General features: G+C 50.4%; 18 protein-coding genes. 7 read left to right on the top strand and 11 right to left on the bottom strand.

Translation table 11 applies throughout. The annotated features are described in order from the left end of the window. Window positions 1-5 precede the first annotated feature (5 nt). Window positions 6-1,169: a class I SAM-dependent rRNA methyltransferase gene (locus tag F454_RS0100800; RefSeq protein WP_018968717.1), complete on the top strand. Its 1,164-nt coding sequence runs from the start codon at window positions 6-8 to the stop codon at window positions 1,167-1,169. Window positions 1,170-1,211: 42 nt separating this feature from the next. Continuing rightward, on the top strand, window positions 1,212-2,018 hold the full coding sequence (locus tag F454_RS0100795; RefSeq protein ID WP_033367063.1) for a histidinol-phosphatase: 807 nt from the start codon (window positions 1,212-1,214) through the stop codon (window positions 2,016-2,018). Between the two features lie 81 nt (window positions 2,019-2,099). Here F454_RS0100795 and frr read toward each other — a convergent pair whose 3' ends face one another. The 8 genes from frr to F454_RS0100755 all read right to left on the bottom strand — a co-directional run bounded on the left by frr (window position 2,100) and on the right by F454_RS0100755 (window position 10,031). Further along, the gene (gene frr / locus F454_RS0100790; RefSeq protein WP_018968715.1) at window positions 2,100-2,666 is read right to left on the bottom strand and encodes a ribosome recycling factor; all 567 of its coding nucleotides are present in this window, start codon (window positions 2,664-2,666) and stop codon (window positions 2,100-2,102) included. 23 nt (window positions 2,667-2,689) lie between these two features. Then, window positions 2,690-3,421, bottom strand: a complete 732-nt coding sequence (pyrH, locus tag F454_RS0100785; RefSeq protein WP_018968714.1) for a UMP kinase — start codon at window positions 3,419-3,421, stop codon at window positions 2,690-2,692. 109 nt (window positions 3,422-3,530) lie between these two features. After that, on the bottom strand, window positions 3,531-4,580 hold the full coding sequence (locus F454_RS0100780) for a DUF6973 domain-containing protein (protein WP_018968713.1): 1,050 nt from the start codon (window positions 4,578-4,580) through the stop codon (window positions 3,531-3,533). Between the two features lie 41 nt (window positions 4,581-4,621). Further along, the gene (locus F454_RS0100775) at window positions 4,622-5,593 is read right to left on the bottom strand and encodes a FecCD family ABC transporter permease (RefSeq protein WP_018968712.1); all 972 of its coding nucleotides are present in this window, start codon (window positions 5,591-5,593) and stop codon (window positions 4,622-4,624) included. Next, complete coding sequence (locus F454_RS13685) at window positions 5,583-6,323, bottom strand: ABC transporter ATP-binding protein (RefSeq protein WP_018968711.1); 741 nt, start codon at window positions 6,321-6,323, stop codon at window positions 5,583-5,585. The genes F454_RS0100775 and F454_RS13685 overlap by 11 nt, the downstream gene beginning before the upstream one ends. Then, window positions 6,316-7,089 (bottom strand): ABC transporter substrate-binding protein, encoded by a 774-nt coding sequence (locus F454_RS0100765; RefSeq protein WP_018968710.1) that lies wholly within the window; start codon window positions 7,087-7,089, stop codon window positions 6,316-6,318. The genes F454_RS13685 and F454_RS0100765 overlap by 8 nt, the downstream gene beginning before the upstream one ends. A gap of 122 nt (window positions 7,090-7,211) precedes the next feature. After that, window positions 7,212-8,039: a helical backbone metal receptor gene (locus F454_RS0100760; protein WP_018968709.1), complete on the bottom strand. Its 828-nt coding sequence runs from the start codon at window positions 8,037-8,039 to the stop codon at window positions 7,212-7,214. A gap of 84 nt (window positions 8,040-8,123) precedes the next feature. Continuing rightward, on the bottom strand, window positions 8,124-10,031 hold the full coding sequence (locus tag F454_RS0100755) for a TonB-dependent receptor plug domain-containing protein (RefSeq protein WP_018968708.1): 1,908 nt from the start codon (window positions 10,029-10,031) through the stop codon (window positions 8,124-8,126). Window positions 10,032-10,420: 389 nt separating this feature from the next. On the opposite strand from F454_RS0100755, the gene F454_RS15405 reads away from it, so the two are divergent. Next, window positions 10,421-10,870: a DUF5718 family protein gene (locus F454_RS15405; protein ID WP_051083272.1), complete on the top strand. Its 450-nt coding sequence runs from the start codon at window positions 10,421-10,423 to the stop codon at window positions 10,868-10,870. Further along, a complete protein-coding gene (locus tag F454_RS15400; protein ID WP_018968707.1) occupies window positions 10,833-11,285 on the top strand; it encodes a DUF5718 family protein in 453 nt (150 codons plus the stop codon). The genes F454_RS15405 and F454_RS15400 overlap by 38 nt, the downstream gene beginning before the upstream one ends. 75 nt (window positions 11,286-11,360) lie before the next feature. Here F454_RS15400 and F454_RS15395 read toward each other — a convergent pair whose 3' ends face one another. Further along, window positions 11,361-14,732 carry an NPCBM/NEW2 domain-containing protein gene (locus tag F454_RS15395; RefSeq protein WP_018968706.1) on the bottom strand — a complete coding sequence of 1,124 codons (3,372 nt, stop codon included), beginning with the start codon at window positions 14,730-14,732 and terminating at the stop codon, window positions 11,361-11,363. 290 nt (window positions 14,733-15,022) lie between these two features. Then, entirely contained in the window at window positions 15,023-16,330 is a 1,308-nt protein-coding gene (locus F454_RS0100740) for a response regulator (RefSeq protein ID WP_018968705.1), read from the bottom strand. A 109-nt stretch (window positions 16,331-16,439) separates the two neighbouring features. Between F454_RS0100740 and F454_RS13670 the strand changes: the two genes are divergently transcribed. From F454_RS13670 to F454_RS0100725, 3 genes are all read left to right on the top strand, one after another. Continuing rightward, the gene (locus F454_RS13670) at window positions 16,440-17,738 is read left to right on the top strand and encodes a mechanosensitive ion channel family protein (RefSeq protein WP_018968704.1); all 1,299 of its coding nucleotides are present in this window, start codon (window positions 16,440-16,442) and stop codon (window positions 17,736-17,738) included. A 62-nt stretch (window positions 17,739-17,800) separates the two neighbouring features. Further along, window positions 17,801-19,180 (top strand): MATE family efflux transporter, encoded by a 1,380-nt coding sequence (locus F454_RS0100730; RefSeq protein ID WP_026292617.1) that lies wholly within the window; start codon window positions 17,801-17,803, stop codon window positions 19,178-19,180. Between the two features lie 40 nt (window positions 19,181-19,220). Then, window positions 19,221-20,477, top strand: coding sequence for an NAD(P)/FAD-dependent oxidoreductase (locus tag F454_RS0100725; protein WP_018968702.1), 1,257 nt, complete (start codon window positions 19,221-19,223; stop codon window positions 20,475-20,477). A 41-nt stretch (window positions 20,478-20,518) separates the two neighbouring features. Here F454_RS0100725 and nadC read toward each other — a convergent pair whose 3' ends face one another. Further along, the gene (gene nadC / locus F454_RS0100720; RefSeq protein ID WP_033367111.1) at window positions 20,519-21,364 is read right to left on the bottom strand and encodes a carboxylating nicotinate-nucleotide diphosphorylase; all 846 of its coding nucleotides are present in this window, start codon (window positions 21,362-21,364) and stop codon (window positions 20,519-20,521) included. Window position 21,365 lies beyond the last annotated feature (1 nt).

The raw sequence follows: 21,365 nt of genomic DNA, 5'->3' as shown, positions 1-21,365 counted from the left end.
TTATCATGGCTGGCATCATCATCAAACCTCGCTCCAGAGTCTTTCACGGTCACGACTGGGTATACGCATCAGAAATTCAGAAGACCTTTGGCAATCCTGAGCCTGGTGAAGTCATCTCCATGAAAGACTTCCGGGACCGCCCTCTAGGCACCGCGATATACAACCCTAACTCTCAGATCGTTGCGCGGAGAATCTCGCGCCGCAAGCAAAAGCTAGATCTAGAATTCTTCACTCGTCGCTTCGAGCAGGCAATTGCATTACGCGAGAGATCTGAGGGAGTTGACATCAACCTGTGTCGTCTCATCTGGAGCGAGTCTGATGCCTTGCCAGGTGTCATCGTCGACCGCTATGGAGATCATTTTGTCCTTCAGACGCTCACCTTGGCGATGCATAAGCACCGTGAACTCATTGTGGAGACGATGATCAACTTACTGAAGCCTAAGACCATTATCTTAAGAAACGACTCACCAATGCTAAAGGCTGAGGGTATTGAACCTGAAATCACGTTGATGCATGGCGAAAACCCAGGCCCCTTCGTCGTCGACGCCAACGGTGTGTTGTTTGAGGTTGATCTCCTCGACGGTCAAAAAACAGGTCTTTACCTCGACCAATTGGATGCGCACGCCGCGATTGCTAAACTTGCGAAGGGCAAGAAAGTGCTCGACGTCTTCTGCAACCAAGGTGGGTTCGCTTTAGCATGCGCAAAAGCTGGCGCCTCCAGTGTCACTGCGGTAGACGTCTCCGAGAGTGCCATTGAGGCGACGAAGCGCAACGCCGAGCTTAATGATGTGGAGATTGAAGCAATCAAGCACAATGCATTCGATTTCCTTAAGCATCACGAGGAAGAGTACGACCTCATCATTCTCGACCCCCCATCCTTCACGCGCAACAAAAAGACGCTCAATGATGCCATGCGTGGCTACAAAGAGATCCACCTGCGAGGCCTCAAGTTGCTCGCCAAAGACGGCATCCTTTCTACCTATTGCTGCAGCCATCACGCCACCCGTGAGCTCTTCCTCCAGAATGTGGTTCAGGCCTCAGTGGATGCGAAGAAGACCCTGCGTCTGATCCAAAATCATGGTCAGCGCCTCGATCACCCGATCCTACCTGGGATCCCAGAAACTGAGTACCTGAAGGGCTTCACCTTCGAGCTAGCCCCCTCACGCTAGATCAAGCTCTAAGCTATAATACCTTACGTATCACTTTGAACAATGCCCGCTGACTACCACACCCACACGCCTCTGTGTATGCATGCTGATGGCACCCCCGAGGCATACATTGACGCTGCGATTGCCGCAGGTGTAACCGAGTATGGCATCACTGACCATGCGCCGACTGGGCCAGTGTTCTTCGACGACTGGAGGATGCGTGATTCTCAGCTACCTGAGTATATTGAGTGGGTAGAGCGCGCCAAAGCACATGCGGGTGACAAGATACCTGTTCGCGCTGGCATGGAATGCGATTGGCTGCCTGGCTGTGAAGAATGGATCAAGCAACTACGAAAACGCTACAGCTGGGATTACCTGATCGGCTCAGTCCATTACATCCAAGATGGTGACCACTGGGACTTCGACAATCCAAAGTGGGTCGGCTCACGTTGGGATGAAGCAAACATCGAGGTGGTCTGGACTAAGTATTGGGACGCCTATATTGCTATGGCTGACAGCGGGCTCTTCGACATCCTAGCACACCCAGACCTGATTAAAAAATTTGGCCACCGTCCAGACGGCGATCTACGCCGCTTCTATGAGCCAGTGATCGACGCCATTGCAACATCTGGTGCTATCATCGAACTCAATACCGCAGGGTGGCATAAACCATGTGCCGAACAATACCCACACATCGAGTTCCTTGAGCTAGCTCGCGATGGAGGGATTGACTTAGTCATTTCCTCTGATGCTCATGCGCCCGGCGAAGTTGCACGAGATTTCAAGAAGGCCAAGGAACTTGCGCGAAGAGCTGGTTATGTAGAAACCACACTGATCAAGCAAGGGTCGCGCGGCTATGAGGCTCTCTAGCTTATTTCAGCTCCCCTACCATTAAAAAAGGCACCCGACTTGGGTGCCTTTTGTCTTCAATGAGTGATTAGAATCCCCCAATCAAACAGTCATGACTTCTGCTTCCTTAGACGCAGTAGCCTCATCCACTTGCTTGGTGTACTTATTGGTAATTTCTTGAACTTCTGCCTCAAAATCACGCAAGCTATCCTCTGTCAAAACGTTCTCAGCTTTCATCTTTTTGCCAGAATCCATACCATCTTTGCGACAACCACGTAAACGCACCTTGATATCTTCAGAGATAGACTTGACGCGCTTCACCATTTCTTGGCGACGCTCTTCGGTGAGCTCCGGGATAGGAAGTCGGAGTGTTTTACCTTCATTCACTGGGTTGAAACCGAGTTGTGCTTCGCGAATGCCTCGATCGATATCCTCGACGGTGCTGGCATCGTATGGTTGGATCATGATTTGACGTGGCTCCGGGGTGGTGATCACCGCGAGTTCGCGCAGTTTCATTTTGCTACCGTATGACTTCACGTCTACCACGACATTTTCCACAAGTGATGGAGAGGCTTTACCGGTACGCACTGAGCCAAATTCGACCCCCATGTGCTCGATGGCCGCTTCCATTGTCATTTCGATTTCTTCAAGAACAGATGTAGGTTCCATAATATTGTATCTAGATAAATTATTTACGCCTCGTTGGTGACGATTGTGCCGACATCTTCACCTTTGATTGCTCTGGTGATGTTGTCTGCCACATTCAGGTCAAACACAATGATGGGGATGTCGTTGTCCATGCAGAGCGAGAAGGCAGTAGAATCCATCACAGCAAGTTGGTCAGAGAGGCAACGGCGGAAAGAAATTGTTTCGTACCGCGTGGCGCTGGGGTCCTTTTTAGGGTCAGCATTGTACACACCATCTACCATGGTGGCTTTCAAAATAGCGCAGGCTCCCACTTCACTGGCGCGAAGTGCTGCCGTCGTGTCCGTAGAGAAGAATGGACTGCCCGTGCCTGCAGCAAACACCACGACGGTGCCATCTGAAAGATGTTTGTTCGCTTTGCGGCGAATGAACGGTTCAGCGACATTTTTCATCTCAATCGCAGATTGAACCACACAAGGCACACCCTCAACTTCGATAGCGCTCTGAACTGCTAGAGCATTCATCACGGTGGCCATCATGCCTACGTAGTCCGCAGTAGCTCGATCCATGCCGCGCGCACTCGCGCTGGCTCCACGCCAGAAATTACCACCACCAACAACGATCGCAATTTCCATGCCAGCATCGTGAGCTGATTTGATTTCCAAAGCGATTCGCTCCACAATTTCAGGGGAAATATTATCCTGACTACCCACCTCGCGAAGAGCTTCACCGCTCAACTTGAGAACTACGCGTTGGAAAGATCGATTTGATACACTCATAGGCTCTACTGGGGTGCATTCCAACAAATTCCAGCTGCAGTGGCAACCTCAATTCTGATAATATCCAAGGTTTCCCTGTGAACCTAACATCAGAGCCCAAAGACCCCATTCACCTCAACAATTTGGAACGCTTTGGAACCTCGTTAGGATCTCGTATCACTCGTGGGTCATTGAGTATGATGTCACTCAACTGTTCAGCGCGCACCCCCTCGGCTACCAACTCTCGGGCAACCGCATTGTTGTGGTAGTCCATTTTGCGTTCATTCGGCGTATTGCCATCGAGAGTTTCATGGCTATCGGTCACCCGTTTAGCAAAGGCTGGGCCAAATTCTTTGGTGAGATGGTAGCTCCAGGTAATATGACGATGGGCGTCTTCAGGATATGCTTTATTCCCCTGCCGCATCGTTGCGGCACTCGACTTAGCATCGTGCGTGATAAGCATGATGAAAGGCACACGCAATGGGAAGTCGGATAGAATATCTAGCGTGTCTGAACTCAAGCGCACATCTGACTTGGCAGCGAGTTTCTCAAGGTCTTCACGCTTGAATCTCAAGCGCCGCGCGCCATCCTTGAGCTTCTCAGTGTAGAGAAGCACATCCACCAATTCCCCGCGCTTCACAGGCACTGCAACATTGCCAGAAAAGTTGAAATCGGCATCTACCTTGTTGCGGGTGAATAGCTCCAGTAGCTGGGCATAAGCAGCCTTCACGGATTGCTTAGGTGTGCTCACCGGGATTGGTTGGCTTAGGAATACGCCAGAATTAAAGTGATCAAATGGGAAATCATCTGGCATGTCATCCGGATGCAACTTTAGTGAGAAACCTTCAATGGTGAAGCGCGCCACTGGAGGTAGGATTCGTTCAATCATCAATTCCACTTTGTCTGCCTCAAAGCGCGAGCGAATCTTATCGCGGTTATTGAATCCGATGTCGAATTCTGAGCGTAGGTCCTGCACATTCATATCAAATGGAGTGGGAATGTGCATCGGGCCAGAGTCCAGGTCTTTGAGCTCGACCTGATAATTGGCAGCCAAGCTAGTCACTTTCACCAGCCCCCTATCGATAACCGTGTTGACGATAGAATGTCGAGCAATCCACAGACTGCTACAGAGCAAGACGAAACCGAGACTTAGGATGAGAATGAGGCGTTTGATTGACATGAAAATGGATGCTTGGCCGAAATAAAACCGATCTGATAGTGTTACGGTTTCATGCGGTTTTTACCAAGTAAAATGAATAGGAAAAAGGGCCCCCCAATCAGCGCTGTGATAATGCCAACAGGTAAATCCGACCCCACTGTCACACTTCGCGCTAGAATGTCACAACTCACAAGAAATGCACCACCAAGGAATGCTGCAACCCAGGTATTCAGGCGGTGATCAGCACCACACAGCAAGCGCACCAAATGCGGTACTACAATCCCCACAAAGCCAATTGGCCCACACACGGAGATCACAGCAGCCAGCATCAAGGACACAGCAAGAAATAGGTGCTTACGAATGCGATCCACATCCAAGCCACGACTCATCGCGAGCTCATCACCAACACTCAAAAGGTCTAGCTCGTATCGGTAACGGAAGACAATCCCCATTCCGATCACCACCATCGGCAAGATGGAGAACAAGGCATCGTAATCAGCATAAGACATACTCCCCATCGTCCATCGTAACATTCTAAACACCGAGCCAGCATCGGCAAAAAATTGGACCAACATTGTCATGCTAGCAAAAAGGAAGCTGAGCACCACACCAGCCAGCAAGAGACTAACCGAAGCGAGACTCCCCAATAGCCGAGCCAGCTGATACACACCAAGTACTGACAAACCAGCCCCAACCAGCGCCGCTAAGGACACCCCTGAAATGATCCAGAATGAACACTGAAGCCCAAGATTCACCCACAAAGCCACTGCAAAACTTGCCCCACCCGCAGCGCCAAGGGTGTATGGGGTCGCTAGAGGGTTTCGAAACATGGCCTGAAATACAAGACCACCAAGAGCCAGTACCGCACCACAAGTGAATGCCAGAAGCACTCTAGGGATACGAATTTCAGTTAGAATTAACGAATCTTCAACATTACGATCAAACACGGGAATTAATGTCTCACCCAACCAAGGAGCCACGCAGAGGGTGAGCAAACTAAGTAAGACCGAAAGAACGCTAGCCTTAGTGATCATCCTCAATCCTCTCTACCATTGCGGCCACCTGATCCCCAAAGATTTTTGCAATCACCCTCTTTGAAATGAATTCTTTGCGATCCCCGAAAAAAGTAGGAAACCCGTGATTCAAGGCCAAGATACGATCGAAATACTGCAACACCCAATGAAGATCGTGCGTCACCACAACCAAAGTCATTTCTTTATCCAATCGAGAAAGCACCGATTGAACCTCGACACGTTGTGTCGGATCCAAATGAGCCAATGGTTCATCTAGGATCATGATGGGAGCCTCTTGGGCAAGTGCCGCTGCAATACAAACACGCTGCCGCTCGCCTCCACTCAAGGAGGAGACGATTCGCAGGTCAAAATCTTCCATCGCTACAGCACTTAATGACCGACTCACAATATCATCCTCGTCCCCACCGTCATGAGCGTAACGTCCCATGCCAACGAACTGTCGCACGGTGTGATTCACCTCCGCATTAAGTAATTGTGGGACATAGGCAACATGCTTTGCCAGTTCTTTGCGCGAATAGGATTCCAGTGGTTTCCCTAGCAATTCAATCGTGCCATAATGAGCAGCAGTCACACCAAGCAGCAGGCGTAGCAGGCTTGTTTTGCCAGCACCATTTGGACCAACGATTGCCAAGCGCTGACCAGCGTCGACATGGAACTGCAGACCATCTAGTATCTGACTCGCCCCCAGCCGCAGGCCTAGATCTTGCACATTGATGAGTCGTTCACTCACGCGCCACCTCCTGCCTGACATGAGCCAACCACTCAAGCGTGTCACACAGCCGAGGCCCGGGCACATAATGTTGGTCGCCAGCGAGGACATAGACTCTCGCATTTCTCACGGCGTCTAACTCTTGGTATTGCTGCCAGTCTCTCAAAATCGCTTCAACTCCCAATTGCTCAATATCTTCTCCATTGACCATATCAACAATCACATCGGGATTCATTCTAATGAGATGCTCACGGGTCACATTGGGGAAGTTTTCTACACCAGCATAGGCATTGTGGAAGCCAGCCACCTTGAGCAATTCCTGATGCACACCTGCCGCTCCAGCAGCGATCAGGCCATTCACTTTCCCTACCCCCATCTCTCTTCCGATACTCAAAAGCACCTTCGGCGTGTTGCCTTGATGAGCAGCAAGCCGCACCGTCTCAACACGATCGACAAAACTCGCCACAGCCTCTTCAGCTGCATCCGAGCGATCAAACGCTGAGCCGACGACACGGATTGACTCAACGATGCCATCTAGACTCATGTGATCGACCATTAGCGTGTGCATGCCAAACTTCTCCAATTGAGTGGCTAGGTCAGCCTGCTCGTTGAGTAGCACTACCACATCAGCATCGAGCCGGATAATTGCTTCTGTATCGACGTCAAGGTAACCTCCAATTTTAGGCTTCTCCAGAAATTCTGGCGGGTACTTCGTGAAACGGGACACCCCCACCACTTGATTGCCTAGCCCTAAAATGTGGGCTATTTCCCCTGCGCTCGGTGACATTGTCACGATACGCAGAGAAGACGGATCTTCCAAATGATGACTCTCACGCGACTCAGAAACTTTATCACAAGATGTGACCACGAAAGACCCAACAGCGATCAGAAAATGTAACAACGCAAGCTTCATCCAACGCATATCCCCACCTCTCTTAGTTGCCTGCGCAGCCAATGCGCAGTATCAATCATGCTCGGGCCATCCTGAATCACATTCATGCCCATTTCTACCGAGGACATGATCACTGGCTTTGCAGCATCCCATCCACGTTCCGCCACCAAGGCATGCCCATCCACCAAGTACTCGGGCTCGTGGAAAAAGAGAAAAACATCGGGATCAAGCGCCTTCACCTCTTCAAAATCATTTTGTAAATAGCCCTCAGTAGTATCGCCATAGACCATCTCCCCGCCAGCCATGTGGATGATGTCGCGGATGTAGGATAAACCACCCACCGCACGGCGATGGCGACCCAGCCAGAGCTCGACATAAACCCTGGGGCGCTTGGCGCAGGGGTGCTGGGTAGAGAGCTTGTGATGCGCCTGTTCCATTTGACTGACAAGATCCCTAGCAAGACCTAACTCATTGAGTAGACCGCCCAAGTTGGTGATATTTTCTAAAACACCTGAAAAACTATGTGGCAGCGTGAGGTTGTAGACGGGTAGATCAGCCTGCACCAATTTCTTGCTCAAGCCACGCTGAATCCCAGTGGTGAGAAGTACCAGATCAGGCTCAAGATTGACAATCGTCTCGATATCCGCATTCAAGTACTGAGAAACGATAGGAATCCCTGTTGGGTCAATATAGCGAGGGCAATACTCAGAGATCCCTACCAAGCGATCATGCAAGCCCATCTTGTCCATCGCCTCTGTCGCCGAGGATACTAATGACACCACGCGTATGGGTCGTTCGCTTAATTCAAAGCGATAATCTAACCATTCGTTGTGAATCTTTCGCATCTCTGATGGATCCTAAGCATAAACTAAGAAATGCTGCACGACCGAAATCGTGCAGCATCCGTTATGAAATTTGCTTTTGTAGCATTAGAATGAGGCCGTCACGCCGGCGTAGAAACCGCGCCCGCGGCCTTTTACTGCATTCAAATCACCGAAGCTGCCACTGAAATCAGAGAGAAAGTAATGATCGTCTAATAGATTTTCCACACGTCCGTGAACCTTCCAATTATCGTTGATTTGATAATTAGTAAACAGATCGAGCAAGAAGTAGCTAGCCAATGGATCTACCACTGGATCGCTAGACTTACGTTCATCAACCCAAGTCGCATTCAAACCTGCATTCCAGGCATCCGTGATGCTGGTTTTGATTCCAGCAGCTGCGGTGTGTTCAGGAATGATCGCATCCAATGTGCGTTGGTAGTAGGTGTAAGAGGCGTAAAGTTCTGAATTGATTTGTTCAAGTTCTGACTTGGCGGAAAACTCTAAACCACTCGCTTTGGATTTATCCTTCGTGTTGGAATAAAGCGGCGCAAACGTGATGGGGTCAAAACCACCAAACTCGATAAGATTATCCACATCTGTTTCAAACCATGCCAAAGTGAATACGCTTGAACCCAAACTTTGCTCAACCCCTAGGTCCCAGCTGAATGATTCTTCAGCTTCAAGTTGCTTGTTGTATCCGAGCTCACCAAATGAGGGAGCGCGAAATCCTGTGCCAGCATTTGCTCTCAGCTTGGTGCTTTGAGTCGCATCCACAATGGCACCGGCGTTCCAAGACACAACATCACCAAAATCATCGTGGTCGTCATAGCCAAGTGAGCCATTCACAAGAACTTGATCAATCACCTGCCAAGCGTGATTCACGTAGAGACCGAAAGTGTCACGGTCTTTGGATTCCTGGAATGTGCTCTTGTATTTTGAGTTTTCAAAGTACGCTCCTAGCACGCTTTGGTGCTGATCACTCCATAGCAATTGGTTATCCCAATACGCTGAATACCTATCAGTGTTCGAATCAAAGTTGCTCTCGCTGTATGAGCCAGGGGAGAAAAAGCTTTCACTGAAGCCACGGCTGTCGAAGTCTTCCTTGCTATAACCAAAGGTTAACTTTGAATCCCAGATCTCCGTCAATTGGTTTTGGTAGAATAGCGTGCCGAAAAAATTGTCGTAGTGATTCTTCTGCGTTACGCCTGTCAATGGATTGCCTCGTTCAGGGGTTTCTGAATAGGCGTCATTCACCCTGAAAGTTAACCCCAATGATGAATCAGAATTGATCGCATAATCGAAGCGCGAATAATACGACTGTTGTCTAAAGTCATTTCCTGAGATTACGGAGTCTGAATCATTCTGAGTATCCTCCGCGGTAATTCCAACATTGTATGAAAAATCACCAATTTGCCCCTGAGAGTTCAGGTTGCCCAACCAGCTATTGAATGAGCCGTATTCGGCATTCACCTGGTGGCTTGGTTCACCAGCCCCCTTGGCAGTGGTGAGAGAGACAACACCACCAATCGCACCGCCGCCGTAGAATGAGCTAGAGGCACCTTTAAGGACCTCTACGGTAGAATAACCATACAAGTTCGAGGATCCGAGAAAGTTGTTGTAGAGGCTTGATGAATCACTCACCCGAACGCCATCAAGGCGCATTTGGGAATACTTTGTTGTCGTTCCACGAATAAACAGAGAGCCCGATTGCCCACGCTGCCCTGCTGTAGAGGTTGAAATGACCCCTGGAGTCCTATAGCCGATCGCATCCTGAACGCTGATCTTACCTTCATCAATCAATGCGTCGGCATCGAGTACGGCCACACTCGATGAGACATTCTCGAGGGAATCTTCAAACTTGGTAGCGATCACCGTGGTTGGTTCAAGATCCCCGACGACTGCCAAGTCTGTCTGCTTTGCTTCTTGAGCTTGAGCTGCACAATGACCAGCCACAATCAGGCCAGCCACAACATGTTTGCCTGAAATCAGGCTATTCTTTGTAGTTTGTTTCATAGTTCTTCCCCTGAAATCCGCAGGGACGAATGAGTTAGACTTGTGGCATGGCAGTCTGGCTTAGTTGATGACTCAACCTCACAGTGGCGGTACCGCTCCGGAATAGCTCACGACATCACATCGATCACGCACCGGATTCCCCATCTATTTCCTGCCTGATACCCATCAGGCCTCCACAAGGAGTCGCACACGATGACGTGCCCGACACAGCAGGCTTCTAGATGTCTCGACTCAAATTGCAACAACAATGTTAGCTACTCATTCAAACCTCACGTTAGACATCATAGACAAGATCCTTTAGCCTTCATGGGATTCATGTGAAATTCTTATCCTAGGCTCTCGTCTCGTCCTTGCATCCCACATTCTTTCCACATACACAGCAAATCATCATGCACGTCACGACACTTTCTAAACTCACCAATAACGAAGCCTGGATTGGGCTTGGGATTGCAGGCAATCAAGCGGAGCACCTCGACCAAGCAGGTGAAGCAAATGACTTCAAAGAAGTCGTTGCTCCAGAAAACGCGCCTAAAGGCATGTTTCCATGGTTTTTGCCTGACCACGGAAGCTTTCTCAGCAAGAACCCCCTCTCCTCTTCACTGTTGAATGACAACGAGGAAGGCTTCCTCCAGCCAGAGCCTGAGATCGGTCTCGTGCTTGAACTGGAGTATGCGGATGGCTCAGAAGAGCTCCTCTCAGGCGTCCAAGTCCTCGGATTCAGCGCCTTCAACGATTGCTCACGCCGCATTGCTGCGCCAAAGATTAGCATCAAAAAGAACTGGGGGGGCCGCCTCCCAAGGCATGGCGGAGGCGATTGTACCAATCGACGACTTCAATGAAGCTGGCGGCACAATCGACCGATACCGCCTCGCCTGCTACCTCGTGCGGGATGGCAAGCTCATCACCTACGGCAAAGATACCGCCGTCTCTGACTATTGCTACCTCAATCAACAACTCGTGGAATGGATGCTGAATCAAATCAACACCCAGACCGACCACGGACCGCTGGAGCCACTTTCTAGCATGATTGCCAGTAGCAAGCCTCGCTACGCAGTCGTCGGCATCGGCGCCACTTGTTACTCCGACTTTGGCAACAGTGAGGATCGCTTCCTCCGCACTGGCGATGAAGTCATTGTCGCCACGTATGATAGCACCCAATACGGCGCGGTGGAGCTGGAGCAAGCGATTCGCTCCGGTGCCGAGAGTAAGGCCAGCATGATCATCATGCGCCAGAAGCTCAGCACGCTCGCATAGCCAATCACCAAAAAGAGAATGCCGCTACTAGGGATAAACCAAGTAGCGGCATTTTGTTTAAGGGATTCTAGGGATTCAGTTCGAAGAGGTCACCTTGACTCGAATGAAGATCTTCTCCTGAGCAAGACTCGTGCTTACCGCTGCGGTGGTCACACCATTGAGGGTCGTAGGCACCACGGTGACTGTTGAGCCGCCCCCTGGACCATCCACCCCATCAGCAGCATACCAATCCCCGAGATTGGTCGACCATTCGTAGGAGCCGTTGACCCCATCAAGAACCACATCATTCTGCATGTGCTGGAAGCTGAGGTTCCCACTGTTCACTTCCACCGTGGTAAAGGTATTGCCTGCCACGAGCGGGTCAGTGCCAAACCAAGCTTCCACGCCATTATCCAAGCCATCTTTATCTGGGTCCTTATCAAAGCCTGACTCCTTGCCAGCTGTGTCATCAAGACCACTTTCAAAGCCCCAATCGTTGAATGTCTCAGCCGCATTCGCCACAAGCTTGACATTGTCGATACCTGCGTAATCGAGATCATCTGCAGGCGCGGTGATCAGAATCCCCAACTGCGCACCACTAGCTGCGGCAGTCCCCTTGAAAGCCAACGTGGCTGTCCTGATGTCTCCCACTACCGTTGCAGCATCGAAAGTCTGAGTAGCAAATATCGTGGTGGCGCCCCCTGTAGCATCGAGGGTTGAGTAGTCCACTAGATGAGCGATCACATCAGAATCCCCCGGCTGCGCCACTGTGGGCATTTTGAAGTAATTGAAGCTCAGCTCGTAAGTTGTTCCCTCTTCTACCGTCACACCAGAGTCGGCCTGCATCCCGAAGGAATATGTGGCAGTCGCTAGGCTATTTCCGACGGAAACCCAATGCTGCCCCAGGTTATAGGTATCCGTAGTGCCATCATATGGTTTGTGAGTCGCACCTGAATTCGATGGATCCGGCGCAGTGGCAGCATCGAAGTAATAGCCTGTGAAATTGCCATAGAAGCTGCCTGTCATACTGCTGCCTGATGGGTTATTTGCACTGGAAGACCAATCACTAAAAGAATTCACCCAACCATCAGTACCACTCACATTGCCACCCAGCCCTTCAAAACCTTCGCTAAAGATGGTTCTATTCTTTGGGGTTAGCTTGGCATCTACCCATGCGGCCTGCACGATTGCTGATGGATCTTCGGTTGCCACAATCACCAAACGCATTTCCACCGCATCACTAACATCCAAACTAACAGCCTCATGCTCATCGTTCACTAAACTAGATGACTCAAAGGCAAGGACGTCATCGAGATAGACCTGCATCGTCACGCCTACTCCGGCAAAGTTGCGCGCTTGAGTGATTGCATCAAACTGGCTGTAGTCACGACCAAGGAAAAACAATAACTCAGCTGGTGATAAGCCGGTGATTCCGCGTGGGTACACCTGCCCTTCTACTTCGTAAGCGGCCTCCCCCAACCACTCGTCATTCAAGCTGAGGCCATTCACACCTTCAGAGTATTCTAGGGTGGATTCAAGTGTCAGGTACACCACGCCGTCCTCGACTGGTAGGTCGGATAGTGGGTTAGGAATTTCATCCGTGTAGTCCTTCACTGTGCCAGCTTTCCACTGCAAGTTGCGAAATTGAGGATTCGCGCCACTCCAAACTGCGTTGCCTAGTTCTACAGAATTGCCAAGGTTGAGGTAGTTGGTAAGCTCCAACTCATTGGCATTATCCCAGTTGAATCCCATCACTCCATCACTTTTCTGAAAATCCCATGGGTTCAGCTCGACTTGTTGCCACTCGGCGCCCCCGGGAAGCTCGATCTCCACACCGGCATCATCAATACGCAAGACAAGTTTATTCACCTGTTCAGAGTATATTTCGAGACTGAGCTTAGAATATTTAGGACCTTTGTAGACGACATCATTGATCTTGTGCGTGGTGCGCTGCCAGCGAGTTGCACCCTCCAAATAACTAAACCACTCAAGTTCCCAATCCCCCAAGAAGTCTTCAATATCGGTTGTTGGGCTGAATGTTGCATTGACCCCTGCAGATTGAAGTGCCGCCGAGCTCGTTAAAATGACTGGTGTGGATAAGACGAATTGCTCAGCGGTATACGGCGCGTAGTAATACCCCGCAGCAGTGATCGAACTGTCGAGGTCGTAGCGGACATTGGCGAAAACCATCAGTGGCTCGTCAGTGGACTCAATGGGAAGTGATGCAGCCCAGTTTGCCCCACTTCCGGTCACCGTGGCACTGTGCCAATGGCGCACGATGAAGTCATTGATGCTCTGCACCTCTCCGTCATCTTCACCCATCTGGGTGTAGAACACCTCCACGCTCTGTACCGTGCGTGTCGTATTATCCGCTGTGATCGTGATCTGCGGAACGCCTGATGGATCGTTAAGGTTCAAGCTTATCACTGGTGATTCAGGCGTGGTCGGACCCGACTTAAATATCTCGTCCATCCAAATCTGGGTAGCCACCGTGTACTCCGAGGTATCTTGGTGGTTGTGGTGCGCTGAGGTACTGATCCGCCAATCGATGCTATTGTTGTCAAGGAAGGCGACGCTCGCCGGCATATCGGCGATATGTGCGTTGAAGTCGTTCGATGGCATCAAGAACATCGTCGGACACGCAATCGTGGCCAAATAGGCCGGATCACCAATGGTGACGCCCATAAAGTCGTTGTTGTTGTACTCATCAAAGAAGCTATTGCCACCACACGATGGTGCTGATGCTTTGACGCGCGAGTCCGTCCCCGTGGTCATCACTGTCAACTTTCCCCCCATAGAGTGCCCGTAAACACCGAGCCGTGTGCCATCCACCTCAGATTGATTTTCAAGGAAAGTAAGCGCGCGGCGGGCCGCCATAGTCCAATAGAACCAGGTGCTATTCCGCGGAGACTCGACAGCATCGTAAGTCCATGTTGCTGGCTGTAGGTCTGTCGCATTGGTGCTCACATAGCGACTCGGCGCGTGGTACCCCTCTAAGGGACCCCAATCCGTCGTGACTTTATAGTCGGGATCGTTTGTGTCACCTGTCCAAAATGCGGCCACATTGGCATTCGTCACGCTGTAGCCAGTTCCCGTATCATTCGGGCTATCCGCAGTGATGCGACCAGCCCAGGCCAAAGAGAATGTAGCGTAACCGCGCAAGGCATTGTACAAGCACGATTTGTAATCAGCAGATTGTCCACCACCATGGATATTGAGAAGTCCTGGAAGGTTTGTTTGACCAGTTGGGAAACCATACACACCAGCGACCATCACGGTCTCACCTTTGAACACTCCGACGCGGATTCTGACCACCTGAAGTGTGACGCCGCTTTCCTCCCATTGGTAAAGAATCTCCGTATCTAGAGGTTCTGCAGTGGGATCAAACTCCGCCCAAAGCTCGGCCGCTGTTTGCGGCACAGTCATGGTGGGATCGCCTTCGCCTAGTGGAGTTAAAGTCTCTGCCATCAATGTCAGACTTGAGAGCAGGAGTATGATAAGGTTTCGTATGCTTGTCATTGTGTGTTCATGGGTGAATGCAGCTGAACACACGACAAGGGGGATATCGCCTGCCACGACCCTAAGAGCAACAGTATCGTGTTGTCCGATGAATCGAGAAGTGCAGGAATATCGCAATATTCAGACCACTTAATACAAGCACAAGCTTCTGAGTATTGCCTCCCACTGGATAGCAAAAAAGCCTCCTCAATTATTAGGATGAGACGAACTACCCCACTCGCTATTTTCCTGAAAAATACTTAATCCTTCCCGTCATCAAGCACCGGTACTTCATCGATAATTTCAACGCGGGTGGAGCCGACCGGGATCATGCGTACAGATTCCGTGTTGGGGTCATAGAGAACGTAAAGATCCGCATTACCTCCAAGGTATAACGCTCCTAACGGTGGGTGCTTTCCATCTAGATCATAAAACATTGCAGGACGAGCTGAGACATCGAGCGCCTTCTTGACCACAAATCCATGCACGCCATCGTGCCTTAGATCAGGCCCTCGCAAAAAGACTTCAACACTTAAGGCCAGTATCAAAAGTGTGAAAATACCACCTAAGATAGTGTAGACCCAACGAGTGCTCGATTTTGATAGGTGGAATACCGTTGGCAAGGCTTGAGCAAAGCCAGCCATATTCGCTAACAATGCTGCAGCAAAAATCACACCAATCACGATCGTCAATATCTTCCCGCCGGTGAAATTCAATGGCATAGAGATCATCAGTAACATGCATGCGAAAACAATCCATTGGGTCTTACGTGCATATAAGGCGCGCTTCAGCCCAGGCTTTGCCCTCGATGCGTAAATCCATTTTTTCAGTTTTCCAAAGCGTTCCTCGATCGCATCGAGCCAGGAGTTGATGTATAGCAATGGGCCAATCATTCCAACTAGGAGCAAGATGCTGATGAAGAGTTCGACCACGCGCTTTGATGAATCGACACCCAGATCCCCCACACGCACCCCAATCTGCCCCCAATACTCACGCCATAGAAAGCTGATGAATGCCGCAAGTATACCTGCGAGAGGCACTAAACCAATGAGTGCGCTGAGAAATTGAGTGCGCTTTTCTTTTCTAGAGATCACGAGATCTGAAGCGGCTTGTTGCAACACATCGTAAGTTGCTTCTTCCGGGAGAGATTTTTTCCCACAGAGCACCCGGTCGATAGCCCGCAGCACATGCTCAGTCTTCGCTTCTTCTGTGAAATACCCCAGAACGCCTGCCTGCAGACACAACATGAGCTCTTCATGTGGGGTGTCTTCTGGTGACATTGCGATAATCTTAATTTCTGGATTGAGTGTAGAAATGTACGCCGCAATTTCGATACTTCTCATATTTGGCAGCATCAGATCCAAAATCACTAAATCTGGCTCATAGGACTTCAACTCCTGATAGGCCGATCGTTTGTTGTATGCCACTGCCACGATTTCGATCGATCGACCCTCGGTGCTTTGGTGTTCAGATAATGCATTTAGATGCTTTTGAATGGATTCTCTACCAGTAGGGATAGAAACGACTAACAAGAGTTTGATGGGAGAAGATGTGGTGTTGTCTGACATCGCAGCTAAGTTGGAAGGTTAGATAATTATTTTATAACACAATTACCCAACAGAGCTCAACTCATTCGCACCTTTACACTTATCCACCTATCAGGTAATGATCAGAATAATGTCTGAGTTCCTGAACTCCCTACTCGATTTTTTCACTCATTCGGAAGAAGCCAAGTTCGTCCAGCGCGTCATCGTGGTGGTTGTGTCTGCCTTTCTTTTGCTGGTGTCATGGTGGATTGTGAAGCGCATTTTTCGTTGGATCGGCACTGAGGATGGTCGCGTCTTCAATCGTGAGATCCGCTCGGTAAAACTCCAAGAACAGGAGCTCCTAAATGGTGAAGAAATTAGTAAGTTATCAGCTACCTTCACGTCCTTCATTCGTCGCGTCGTCAATATCGTACTGTTCGCTACCTTCTCGGTAATTGTGTTAACTCAGTGGGATAGTACCTGCCACATCCCTGAGATTGTTTGGAACTACCTCAGTAGTAAATACCTCGACCTCCAAAATGAGTTTATCGAATTCATTCCGAATCTCGTATTCATTTTCACCGTAGGCTTCTTCACCCATTTTCTCATCCGCATCGTCAAACTCATCTTCGATGGCGTGGATCGTGGCCGTATCCATCTCAATGGTTTTTATCAAGAATGGGCACGTCCCACATTCGTACTCGTCCGGCTTTTGCTCATGGTATTTGCCTTCGTCATCGTCTTCCCCTACCTACCGGGCTCCCAGTCTCCAGCACTCCAGGGCTTGTCGATTTTCATCGGCATTCTCGTATCACTGGGCTCCACCTCAGCGATCACCAACATCATTTCTGGGATCGCCATCACTTACATGCGTGCCTTCCAAACTGGTGATCGGGTTCGCATCGCAGAAACCACAGGTGACATCGTTGAGAAATCGCTCCTCGTCACACGCATTCGCACACCAAAGAATGTTGTCATTTCTGTCCCGAACACCATGGTGATGAATAACCATATTGTGAACTACAGCACCCACGCTAAAGATGCTGGTATCGTACTGCATAGCACAGTCACCATCGGCTATGATGTCCCATGGCGTCAGGTTCATGAATTACTCATTGCAGCAGCAGCTGACATCGAATTCCTCGATGAATCACGACCAGCATTCGTGCTGCAAAATGCCTTGGGTGACTTTAGCGTCGAGTACGAGCTCAATGTTGTGAGCCGCCATCCCCGAAAGACACCGCTGATTTATTCACAAATGCACCAAGCAATTCAGGATCGCTTCAATGAAGCGGGTATTGAAATCATGTCACCTAGCTTCTCCGGAATCAGAGACGCAAACCAAGTCACGATCCCGGAGGAATATCTTCAAAAAGACTACCAAGCTCAGCCGTTTAAGTTCTCGCAATTGATCACAGGCAAACCGCGTGTGGAAAAGGATCCTCAATAAGTCATAGTTCCAAGCATGGCTTCCCTTGCATTGCGTTGGTGAACCACTATGCTGATTGCTAGATGGCCTCACCCTCACTAACATCCGGTTCACTCCCGGGTCATATCCGTCGCATCGCACTACCGATGAGTGTCGGGTACTTTTTTAACACAATGTACAACGTTGTTGATTCCTTTTATGCAGGAAGGATTTCGACAGAAGCGCTCGCTGCAATGGCACTGTCGTTTCCTGTATTTTTCATCATCATCGCCATCAGTGGTGGCCTAGCTCGCGGTGCTTCGGCATTGATTGCCAATGCTCTTGGGGCAAATCAAGAGAGCGAAGCTGGCACGCTTTCCGTACAAGTCATCTCGCTGGGCATTATTTGCTCCATCGTCGTCAGCGCAATTGGTCTCACTACGGCCTACCCGTTGTTTCAGTTCTTAGGCGCCACTGGCAACACACTCGATCTAGCAGACCAATACCTAAGTCCACTGTTCTTCGGCACTGTCTTCTTTTTGTTGAGTAGCATGAGCAATGCAATCCTCTTAGCTCACGGTGACAGCAAGACCTATAGCCGTGTGCTTATCATTGGCTTCTTCCTCAACCTTATTCTCGACCCTTGGTTCCTCTACGGCGGCTTCGGCCTCCCCGCGATGGGAATTCGCGGCATCGCCTGGGCCACCGTGTGCATTCAAGCTCTTGGAGGCATGTACCTTTTCTCGGTAGTCCTCAGGCGCGGCCACATCGCGTCCCTTTGCTATGAACACATCAAACCTAAACTCACGATCTATCGTCAGATCCTACGTCAAGGGATTCCCACCAGCTTCAACCTCATGTCGGTGGCGCTCGGGTTCTTCGTCACGACTTACTTCTTGAAATTCTATGGCGAGGTCTCTGTCGCGGCCTTTGGTATTGGCACGCGTATCGAACAAATCGCACTCCTTCCCTCGATTGGCCTCGGCTCAGCGATCATCTCGATTGTGGGCCAAAATAATGGAGCAGGCCACTCTGAGCGAGTCCGTGAGTGTGTTAGGCTCTGCCTAAAGTACGGCATCTACCTCATACTAGCAGCATCGATCGGCTTAGGTGTCTTTGCGCCGTGGCTGGTGAAGCTGTTCACCGAGGATGCCGAAGTGATCGCCGTCGGCACTCGCTATGTCCGCATTATGGCCTTCATTCAATGGTCATACGTTGTGGGATTCATCTACATTGGCTTCCTGCAAGCCATGAAGCGTCCAATGTACGGTTTAATTGAATCCGTCGTGCGCAAAGTCATTCTACCAATCATCGGCTGCACCTTAGTGGTGCACGTTTTCCAGTTGGGCCTGGACGGCTTCTGGATTAGCATGTGCGTGATCAATGTATCCGTCGTCATCGTCACCATTTGCTACAGCCAGTCAGTTCTCTCAAAGTTACGTGACACCGAGTCCCCTACAGAAGGCACCAGAAAATCATGTTGATTGACAGATTTTGACAAGAACAAGAGTATTCTAAGCAACAATGTCTCCGAACAAAAACCCTGTCATCATTGTTGGAGCTGGACTCAGTGGTCTTTCCTGCGCGCTCAAACTCCAAGAAGCCGGCACACCCTACATCATTTTGGAAGCGAGCGACTGCGTTGGTGGACGCGCGCGCACCGACAACGTAGATGGATTCCTACTCGATCGTGGCTTCCAGGTATTTTTGAGTGCTTACCCTAAAGCTGGCAAACTGTTGAATTTAGAGGCACTTGAGCTTTGTAAATTTGAGCCCGGAGCCCTGGTTTTTGACGGGCAAAAAATGCAGCGAGTGATGGATGTGTTTCGCCGACCACTACGAATGTTAGGTAGTGCGCTTTCACCCATCGGTTCACTCACAGATAAACTCCGCGTCGCCCAGCTACGCTTTCAAGCGCTTGGCACCTCACAGGCAGACATTGCACGACACCAAGACCTCCGGACCGTTGAATTTCTGCGCAGTTATGGCTTCAGCGAGTGCATGATTGATGGGTTTTTCCGTAGCTTCTATGGTGGTATATTCCTAGAGAATGAGCTCCGAACATCTAGTCGAATGTTTGAGTTCACATTCAAGATGTTTACCAGCGGCTATGCCACACTCCCAGCTAATGGTATGAGTGCCATTCCCAAGCAACTGGCCGATCGACTGCCACGTAGCGCCATCTCGCTCAACACTCCAGTTCAGTCAGTCACCACGGACTCGGTCACCCTCCTCGACGGCGCCTCTCTCGACGCATCGCAGGTTATCCTTGCCACTGACGCCTCCACAGCTTCTCACCTCGTCCCAAACTTCGAGAGCATTGCGCCCAGCTGGCGGGCCGTCACCAACTTCTATTTTAGTGCAGACCAATCCCCTCTCAAAGAGGCCATCATTGCTCTCAATGGTAGTGGGGATGGGCTGGTGAATAACCTCTGTGTGCCATCTGACGTGAGTCCAAGCTACGCGCCGGCCGGAAAATCTCTCATCTCTGTGGCTGTTCTAGGTGAACGCAGGGACCCACACTTACGCGACATCGTCATTGCTGAATTGCGCGAGTGGTTTGGCGATTCTGTGATGCAGTGGCAACATCTTCGTACAGACATCATCAAGCACGCCTTGCCGGAACAAGCTCCTAGCATTGAGCCACCAAAAGCAGGCTATCTCAACATCGATGGCATTTGGCTCTGTGGTGACCACACCAGCACAGCCTCCATCGAAGGTGCAATCATGTCTGGCCAAGCCACAGCCGAGCAGGTAATCGCACGCCTAGCTGCGCCCTAGTCAGTCACGCCAGCTCTTCAATTTTGAATGCAGCAAAGTGCTTAAAGGTCAAAAAACTCGAGTGAAATATCGAGCGCTACTGCAGAATGAGTCAGCGCCCCGACTGAGATGAAATCGACTCCCGTGGCAGCAATACTCGCGATGCTGTCTAAATTCACTCCGCCGCTAGCCTCTAGCCTTGGGCCAGCTGTGCCGCGCATTGCTACAGCTTGCTCGAGCTGATCATTGCTCATATTATCAAGTAAAATGTAATCCACCCCCCTCAAGCTCAAGAACCCTTGGACCTGAGCGAGCGTGTCAGCCTCCAGCTCCACTTGCACAGCTGGCTTCTCAGCCTTCAGAGTGTCAATGGCTACCTGAAGATCGCTCAAGCCACTCTCAGCCACGAGGTGGTTGTCTTTCACCATGGCACGATCATAAAGCCCCATTCGGTGGTTCATCCCTCCGCCAGAGATCACTGCGGCTTTCTCCAACATTCTCCAACCCGGAGTTGTTTTTCTCGTATCTAGCACCTGCACCTTTGTTCCTTGAACGCGTTGGACAAACGTGGCGGTCTTTGTCGCCACACCCGAGAGACGTTGTGCGAAATTCAATGCCGTCCGTTCAGCGGTCAGGATACTCTTAGCCGAACCTTCAATCTGCATCACGTGGTCGCCATATGCTACTGAGTCACCGTCTACCTTGAGCAGTTTCACCAAGAGCTCAGGATCGACCAAGCGGATGACCTTCTCAGCGACCTCGAGCCCTGCAATCACTCCATCAGCCTTGACCAACATCATAGCGCGCACGAGCTTAGAATCCGGCACAAAATACTCAGCGGTTACATCCCCTGCGCCAATATCTTCACGCAGTGCTAGTTCGATCAAAAGGTCGATATCGTTAGGCATG

It is taken from the genome of Rubritalea marina DSM 17716 (genome assembly GCF_000378105.1).
Lineage (GTDB): Bacteria > Verrucomicrobiota > Verrucomicrobiia > Verrucomicrobiales > Akkermansiaceae > Rubritalea > Rubritalea marina.
The sequence above is the reverse complement of the archived record's forward strand: the minus strand, read 5'-3'. Positions and strand labels throughout refer to the sequence as shown.

Excerpts from the sequence above, each read along its gene's own strand:
- F454_RS0100800 (WP_018968717.1), top strand. The coding sequence starts at position 6 with ATGGCTGGCATCATCATCAAACCTCGCTCCAGAGTCTTTCACGGTCAC.
- F454_RS0100795 (WP_033367063.1), top strand. The coding sequence starts at position 1,212 with ATGCCCGCTGACTACCACACCCACACGCCTCTGTGTATGCATGCTGAT.
- frr (WP_018968715.1), bottom strand. The coding sequence starts at position 2,666 with ATGGAACCTACATCTGTTCTTGAAGAAATCGAAATGACAATGGAAGCG.
- pyrH (WP_018968714.1), bottom strand. The coding sequence starts at position 3,421 with ATGAGTGTATCAAATCGATCTTTCCAACGCGTAGTTCTCAAGTTGAGC.
- F454_RS0100780 (WP_018968713.1), bottom strand. The coding sequence starts at position 4,580 with ATGTCAATCAAACGCCTCATTCTCATCCTAAGTCTCGGTTTCGTCTTG.
- F454_RS0100775 (WP_018968712.1), bottom strand. The coding sequence starts at position 5,593 with ATGATCACTAAGGCTAGCGTTCTTTCGGTCTTACTTAGTTTGCTCACC.
- F454_RS0100765 (WP_018968710.1), bottom strand. The coding sequence starts at position 7,089 with ATGTCACCGAGCGCAGGGGAAATAGCCCACATTTTAGGGCTAGGCAAT.
- F454_RS0100760 (WP_018968709.1), bottom strand. The coding sequence starts at position 8,039 with ATGCGAAAGATTCACAACGAATGGTTAGATTATCGCTTTGAATTAAGC.
- F454_RS0100755 (WP_018968708.1), bottom strand. The coding sequence starts at position 10,031 with ATGAAACAAACTACAAAGAATAGCCTGATTTCAGGCAAACATGTTGTG.
- F454_RS15405 (WP_051083272.1), top strand. The coding sequence starts at position 10,421 with ATGCACGTCACGACACTTTCTAAACTCACCAATAACGAAGCCTGGATT.
- F454_RS15400 (WP_018968707.1), top strand. The coding sequence starts at position 10,833 with ATGGCGGAGGCGATTGTACCAATCGACGACTTCAATGAAGCTGGCGGC.
- F454_RS15395 (WP_018968706.1), bottom strand. The coding sequence starts at position 14,732 with ATGGCAGAGACTTTAACTCCACTAGGCGAAGGCGATCCCACCATGACT.
- F454_RS0100740 (WP_018968705.1), bottom strand. The coding sequence starts at position 16,330 with ATGTCAGACAACACCACATCTTCTCCCATCAAACTCTTGTTAGTCGTT.
- F454_RS13670 (WP_018968704.1), top strand. The coding sequence starts at position 16,440 with ATGTCTGAGTTCCTGAACTCCCTACTCGATTTTTTCACTCATTCGGAA.
- F454_RS0100730 (WP_026292617.1), top strand. The coding sequence starts at position 17,801 with ATGGCCTCACCCTCACTAACATCCGGTTCACTCCCGGGTCATATCCGT.
- F454_RS0100725 (WP_018968702.1), top strand. The coding sequence starts at position 19,221 with ATGTCTCCGAACAAAAACCCTGTCATCATTGTTGGAGCTGGACTCAGT.
- nadC (WP_033367111.1), bottom strand. The coding sequence starts at position 21,364 with ATGCCTAACGATATCGACCTTTTGATCGAACTAGCACTGCGTGAAGAT.